Genomic DNA, 5,049 nt, shown 5'->3' on the forward strand with positions numbered 1-5,049 from the left:
CGTCAGGCGGGGCGGCGGAGGGCGGTCTCGACGAGCGAGACGAGGCCGTGCGGGCCGAGCTGGCCGGCGAGCAGGTCGAGCGGAGTGGGGACGGGCAGCGCCGAGGCGGCGCGGCCGAGGCGGGAGGCGGGCACGGGGGCGGCCTCGCGCTCCTCCGGCTCCGGGTCGGCGAGGGCCAGCGTGACAGTGGCGGCCACGTCCTCGACCGCGCGGACGCAGCCGAAGCGGACGATCCGCTCGTCGTCGATCAGGGCATCGCCGTAGCCCGCGCGGAACGCCGAGCGCTGCACGTCGCTGATCGGCCGCGAGTAGATGACGCCCAGCTCGATCAGGAGCAGGTCGGCCTCCCGCGGGGCGACGGTGGCCTCGTCGAAGTCGATCAGCCAGGGGCGGCCGCTCTCGTCGATGACGACGTTGCCGGGATGCGGGTCGCCGTGGAGGGGCACGCGGGAGGTGGGCGTGCGGGCGCGCTTCAGCCGCCGCTCAGCGCCGGCGAGGGCGTCGAGGCGGGAGCGGTTCGCGCGCCACAGCGCGGTGAGGCGGGGGCGGGGCTCCGGCCGCGCGTCGATCCTCTCGTCGGTCTCGGCGAGGAGGTCGGCGAGCGGACGGCGGACGCGGCGGATGCCCCGCCGCACGGGAGGCGCGAGGGTCGGCGGCTCGGCGTCGTGCACGGAGCGCAGGACCGCGCCGAACCCCTCCCAGTCGAGGGCGTCCTCGCCGGAGTCGACGGCGTCCTCGCCGAGGATCCACGGCGCGACCGAGACCCGCAGCCCACGGTCCTCCACCCAGGGGCGCCCGTCGGAGGCGCGGTGCGGCGCCGCGACGCCCGGCACCCCCGCCTCTCCCAGCGACGCCGAGAGCGCGAGGCCGAAGCGCCCGTCGCGGGCCGACGCCTTGACGCTCCACAGCGCCCCGGAGCCGTCGGCCGCGCACCAGACGCGCGCTCCGTGGTCGAGTCCGCCGACGACGGGCTCCAGGTCGACGAGGCCGACGCCGAACTCGCGGCGCACCAGAGAGCGCGCCCAGGCGCCCGCCTCCTCGATCGTGTCCATCCCGCTCATGCTGACGCGCGGGCGCCCCGCGAGCAGGTGCTTGCGCGATCGGTGATCGTAGGCATGGGTGCGGGCTGAGCCGCGTCTCAGGCTCGGGCGGGGAAGAGGGCGAGCCGCTGCTCCGTCCCCTGCTGCCGGACCGTGAGAACGGGAGCCGTGAGCGCGTGACCGTGGTGGTAGCCCGTCACCGACTCGGGGGCGTCCCCGGCGGTGAGGGGCAGGAACGCGATCGGCGAGAGGTCCGCGTCGGCACGGAACAGCGAGAGCGCCCTCGCGGTGACGACGGCCAGCAGCACGGGGTCCGGCTTCGCCGCGCGCAGCGCCGGGAGGTCGACCGCGGCTCCGGCGACCGCGAGCGTCCGCAGCGAGGCCAGCGTCTCCGGAGTGTTCAGCACCGCGGTGACGCCGCCGTCCGGATGCTCGGCTCGCAGCCTCTCGAGCCTCGGCCGGGACCACCGCTCCTCGACGCGCCGCCGGAGCCCGAAGCCGAGCACCGCGACGATCACCGCGGCCACCGCGAGCACCACGCCCCACCCTCCGTAGAGCTGGAACGCCCGGGCACCCGACCACGCCGCCGCGACGACCACCGTCGCCCCGAAGAACGCCTCGCTCCCGAGCGACCGCAGCCGGGTCGACTGCACCTCCTGCGTCACGAGCGCTCCTCCGGGTCGGGCGGACCTCCGGGCGGGATCACGTCAGCGCATGATCCCACCGGCGCCTGCGGGTCGGGCGGGGATCCGTCGCGCGGAAGGCCGGCTCAGCGCCCGCGCCGCGCCCGCGGATCGGTGAGGAGCCGGACCGGGGGGAGGTCGGCCAGGTCGGGGGACACGAAGCCCAGCACGTCGGAGTGGTGGTCGGCGGAGGCACGGCGGAGGAAGGACCAGCACTTGAGCGAGGACGGGCGCCGGTCGAGGGGGAGGGGAGCGGCCTCCACGATGACCACGGTGGCGGAGCGGTGCAGGATCCGCACGGGCACGCGGCTCTCGCGGCCGTCGACGGTCCAGCTGGAGACGCCGCGGATGCGGCCGTCCTCGCGGTCGACGCCGACGGTGAGGACGCTCCGGAAGTCGTCGGACGCGGCGCCCATGCCGATCTGGAAGTCCCCGTCGGCGCCGTCGAGCACGAAGGCGACGTCGAGTCCGCGGCGGTGGCGGACGGTGAAGGTGGCGAGCAGGGGACCGCTCCCGAACCTCGGGGCCTCGTCGCGGGCCTGCCGGACACGCTGCTCCGCGTCGTCCCTGTCCATGGAGCCACTCCTGCCGTCCAGGCGGAGCGGGGCCCGCGCGCCCGTCGAGCCTAGGGGGAGCGGGGCGGCGTCAGCCCGCGCGAGGCAGCGTCACCCGGAACCGCGCTCCCACCGGTCCCTCCTGCGCCACCAGGTCGCCGCCGAGCGCCCGGGCCAGCCCGCGCGCGATCGGCAGGCCGAGGCCCGAGCCGCCGTCGGCGCGGTTGCGGGCGTCGTCGAGGCGGACGAGGCGGTCGAAGACGCGCTCACGGTCGGCCTCGGCGATGCCGGGGCCGTCGTCGTCGACGGTGATCGTGACGGAGTCGGCGGCCGCCTCGACGGCGACGTCGATCCGGGAGCGGGCGAAGCGGGCACCGTTCTCGAGGAGGTTGCCGAGCACCTGAGCCAGCCGGTCGGCGTCGGCGCTGACCAGGAGCGGCTCGGCGGGCCGCTGCAGCTCGATCGCGAGGCCCGGGCGGCGCAGCTCCTGGCGCTCGATCGCGGCCTCGGCGACGACCGCCGGGTCCAGCGGACGCGACTCCAGAGCCAGGCCCTCGTCCAGCCGCGCCATCAGCAGCATGTCCTGGATGAGGCGGCCCGCGCGCAGCGACTCCCGCACGACGTGCACCGAGAGGCGCTCGCGCTCCTGCTCGCCGCCGTCGGCGCGGACGAGCGCGTCGGCGGCGGCCTGGATGCCGGCGACCGGCGTCCGCAGCTCGTGCGCGGCGTCCGAGACGAACGCGCGCATCCGCTGCTCCGCCGCGAGGGCCGTCGCCTCGGCGGCGAGGGCGCTGCGCTCGGCCTGCTCGAGGTCGTCGAGCATCTCGTCGAACGCGGTCGCGGTGCGGCCGAGCTCGGTCCGCGGACGGGAGGGGCGCAGCCGCCGCCCGCGGTCGCCGTGCGCGATGTCGCGGGCCACGTCGGTCATCCGCTCGAGGGGCCGGAGGGTCGCGCGGACCACGACGATCAGCGCGAGGGCGGCCAGCAGGAGGAACACGGCCGACGCGGCGAGCAGGATCCCGTTCAGCTGCGCGAGGGTGCTGCCCACCGATCCGGCCTCGCTGGTGAGCTCGAGGCGGGTGCCGTCGCTGAGGGTCGACTCGAGGGTGATCAGCTCGTCGTCGGCGGCGACGCTGCTCGAGACGACGGTGACGGCGGCGGACGCGGCTCGGGGCGGGACGGCTCCGGAGGAGGAGCTCGTGCCGGGAGGCGACGGCGGCTCTCCGAGCTGGTCGGCGGCTCCCGGGCCCAGTCGCAGCTGCTCCGGGCTCGGCCCGGCCACGACGTCCTCGCCCTCGGGGCTCGTGATCCGCACCGAGACGCCCTGCGCCGAGAGTCGCGAGGCGAGGGCGTCGTCGGCGATCGTGCCGACCAGCGCGGCGGCGGCGGAGGCGCGGTCCTGCAGCCGCTCCTCGATCTGGTCGCGGAGGCGCTCGCCGAGCACCGCCTGCACCGTCGCCGAGAGGGCCAGGAGCAGCACGGCCAGCAGAGCGAGCACGGCCAGGACGGTGCGGAGGCGGAGGGAGCCGGTCCGCAGGGCGCCCGGCTGGGAGCGGCTCACGCCTCCACCCGGTAGCCGAGGCCGCGGACGGTGTGCACGAGGCGGTCGCCGTGCGCCTCCATCTTCTTGCGGAGGGAGCTGAGGTGCACCTCGACGAGGTTCGGGTCGACGTGGTCGTAGCCCCAGACCTGCGTGAGGATCTGGGTCTTGGTGAGGGTGCGGCCGCGGTTCCCGGCGAGGAAGGCGAGGAGGCGGAACTCGGTCGCGGTGAGGTCGAGGGCGACGCCGCCGCGGCGGGCGCGGCCCGACTCCGGGTCGACGACGAGGTCGCCGATCTCGACGACGGACGGGATGCGGCCGCGGCGGCGCAGCACGGCGGTCACGCGCTTGACGAGCTCGGCGAGCACGAACGGCTTCACCACGTAGTCGTCGACGCCCTCGTCGAAGCCGCGGAGGCGGTCGTCGACGGCGTCGCGGGCGGTGAGCATGATCACCGCCGCGTCGCTGCTGCGGCGGATCCGCTCGGCGAGCACGATGCCGCTCGGGCCGGGGAGCATCCAGTCGAGGATCACCAGGTCCGGAGCGAAGGTGCTCAGCTCGCGGGCGAGGTCCTCGCCGGAGACGAGACCGCGGACCGTGAAGCGCTCGCTGCGCAGCGCGGTCTCGACGGAGGAGCGGATGGCGTCGTCGTCCTCGATGAGGAGCACGCGGGCGGAGGAGGGCATGTGGTCGAACCTAGGGGCCGCGGATCGGGGCGCACCCGGCGTCTGCTGTGGAGGGTCTGTTCTTAAGTCCGGCTTCAGATTCGCCTTCGAATCTGAGATGGAACCGGCCGCAACCGATCCCGAACGGGGTCGGCACCGGGCCGGAACGAGGAGACACCCATGACCGAGTCGACCACCCCCGCCGAGAAGGGCTCGAGCTTCGGGCCGCGCCGTCCGAAGAAGCGCGCCCTGACCATCGGCATCGCTGTCGGCGCCCTCGGACTCGTCGCGCTCGGCTCGACCGCCGCGTTCGCCGCGACGCCGTCGAGCACGCCGACCTCCAGCGCCACACCGCTGCACTCCACCTCGACCGGTGCGCCGTCCACCGGTGCGCCGTCGACCGACGCGCCCGCCGAGGGCACCGCTCCCACCCCGCCCGGCCCCGGCCGCCCCCGCCCCCGGCCCCGGCCTCCCGGCGCCGCCCGTGCTCGTCGCCGGGCCCGGCCCCGCCCCGGAGCGCGGCGTCCGCCGCCTGCTGCCCCTGCGCCCGCGCGTGTGGCTGGGCGG

6 protein-coding genes are annotated in these 5,049 nt (G+C 76.2%); 1 reads left to right on the forward strand and 5 read right to left on the reverse strand.

All coding sequences use genetic code 11. The features are described from left to right. Positions 1–2: 2 nt before the first annotated feature. The 5 genes from C5C71_RS17030 to C5C71_RS17050 form a co-directional block, all read right to left on the reverse strand. Positions 3–1,052 (reverse strand): aminoglycoside phosphotransferase family protein, encoded by a 1,050-nt coding sequence (locus tag C5C71_RS17030; RefSeq protein WP_181065757.1) that lies wholly within the window; start codon positions 1,050–1,052, stop codon positions 3–5. Between the two features lie 86 nt (positions 1,053–1,138). Then, positions 1,139–1,705, reverse strand: coding sequence for a hypothetical protein (locus C5C71_RS17035; protein WP_104338169.1), 567 nt, complete (start codon positions 1,703–1,705; stop codon positions 1,139–1,141). A gap of 104 nt (positions 1,706–1,809) precedes the next feature. After that, a complete protein-coding gene (locus tag C5C71_RS17040) occupies positions 1,810–2,298 on the reverse strand; it encodes a hypothetical protein (RefSeq protein ID WP_104227448.1) in 489 nt (162 codons plus the stop codon). 70 nt (positions 2,299–2,368) lie between these two features. Continuing rightward, positions 2,369–3,838 (reverse strand): HAMP domain-containing sensor histidine kinase, encoded by a 1,470-nt coding sequence (locus C5C71_RS17045; protein WP_104248322.1) that lies wholly within the window; start codon positions 3,836–3,838, stop codon positions 2,369–2,371. After that, the gene (locus tag C5C71_RS17050; RefSeq protein ID WP_104225192.1) at positions 3,835–4,503 is read right to left on the reverse strand and encodes a response regulator transcription factor; all 669 of its coding nucleotides are present in this window, start codon (positions 4,501–4,503) and stop codon (positions 3,835–3,837) included. Before C5C71_RS17050 ends, C5C71_RS17045 begins: the two co-directional genes overlap by 4 nt. A gap of 159 nt (positions 4,504–4,662) precedes the next feature. Here C5C71_RS17050 and C5C71_RS17410 point away from each other — a divergent pair. Continuing rightward, positions 4,663–5,049: hypothetical protein (locus tag C5C71_RS17410; protein WP_374954299.1), on the forward strand; the 387-nt coding region annotated here is incomplete at its 3' end.

The sequence above is a fragment of the Rathayibacter sp. AY1C1 genome (assembly GCF_002932105.1).
Lineage (GTDB): Bacteria > Actinomycetota > Actinomycetes > Actinomycetales > Microbacteriaceae > Rathayibacter.

Bases quoted from the DNA above. Each gene is read 5' to 3' on its own strand.
- C5C71_RS17030 (WP_181065757.1), bottom strand. From the start codon at position 1,052: ATGGACACGATCGAGGAGGCGGGCGCCTGGGCGCGCTCTCTGGTGCGC.
- C5C71_RS17040 (WP_104227448.1), bottom strand. From the start codon at position 2,298: ATGGACAGGGACGACGCGGAGCAGCGTGTCCGGCAGGCCCGCGACGAG.
- C5C71_RS17050 (WP_104225192.1), bottom strand. From the start codon at position 4,503: ATGCCCTCCTCCGCCCGCGTGCTCCTCATCGAGGACGACGACGCCATC.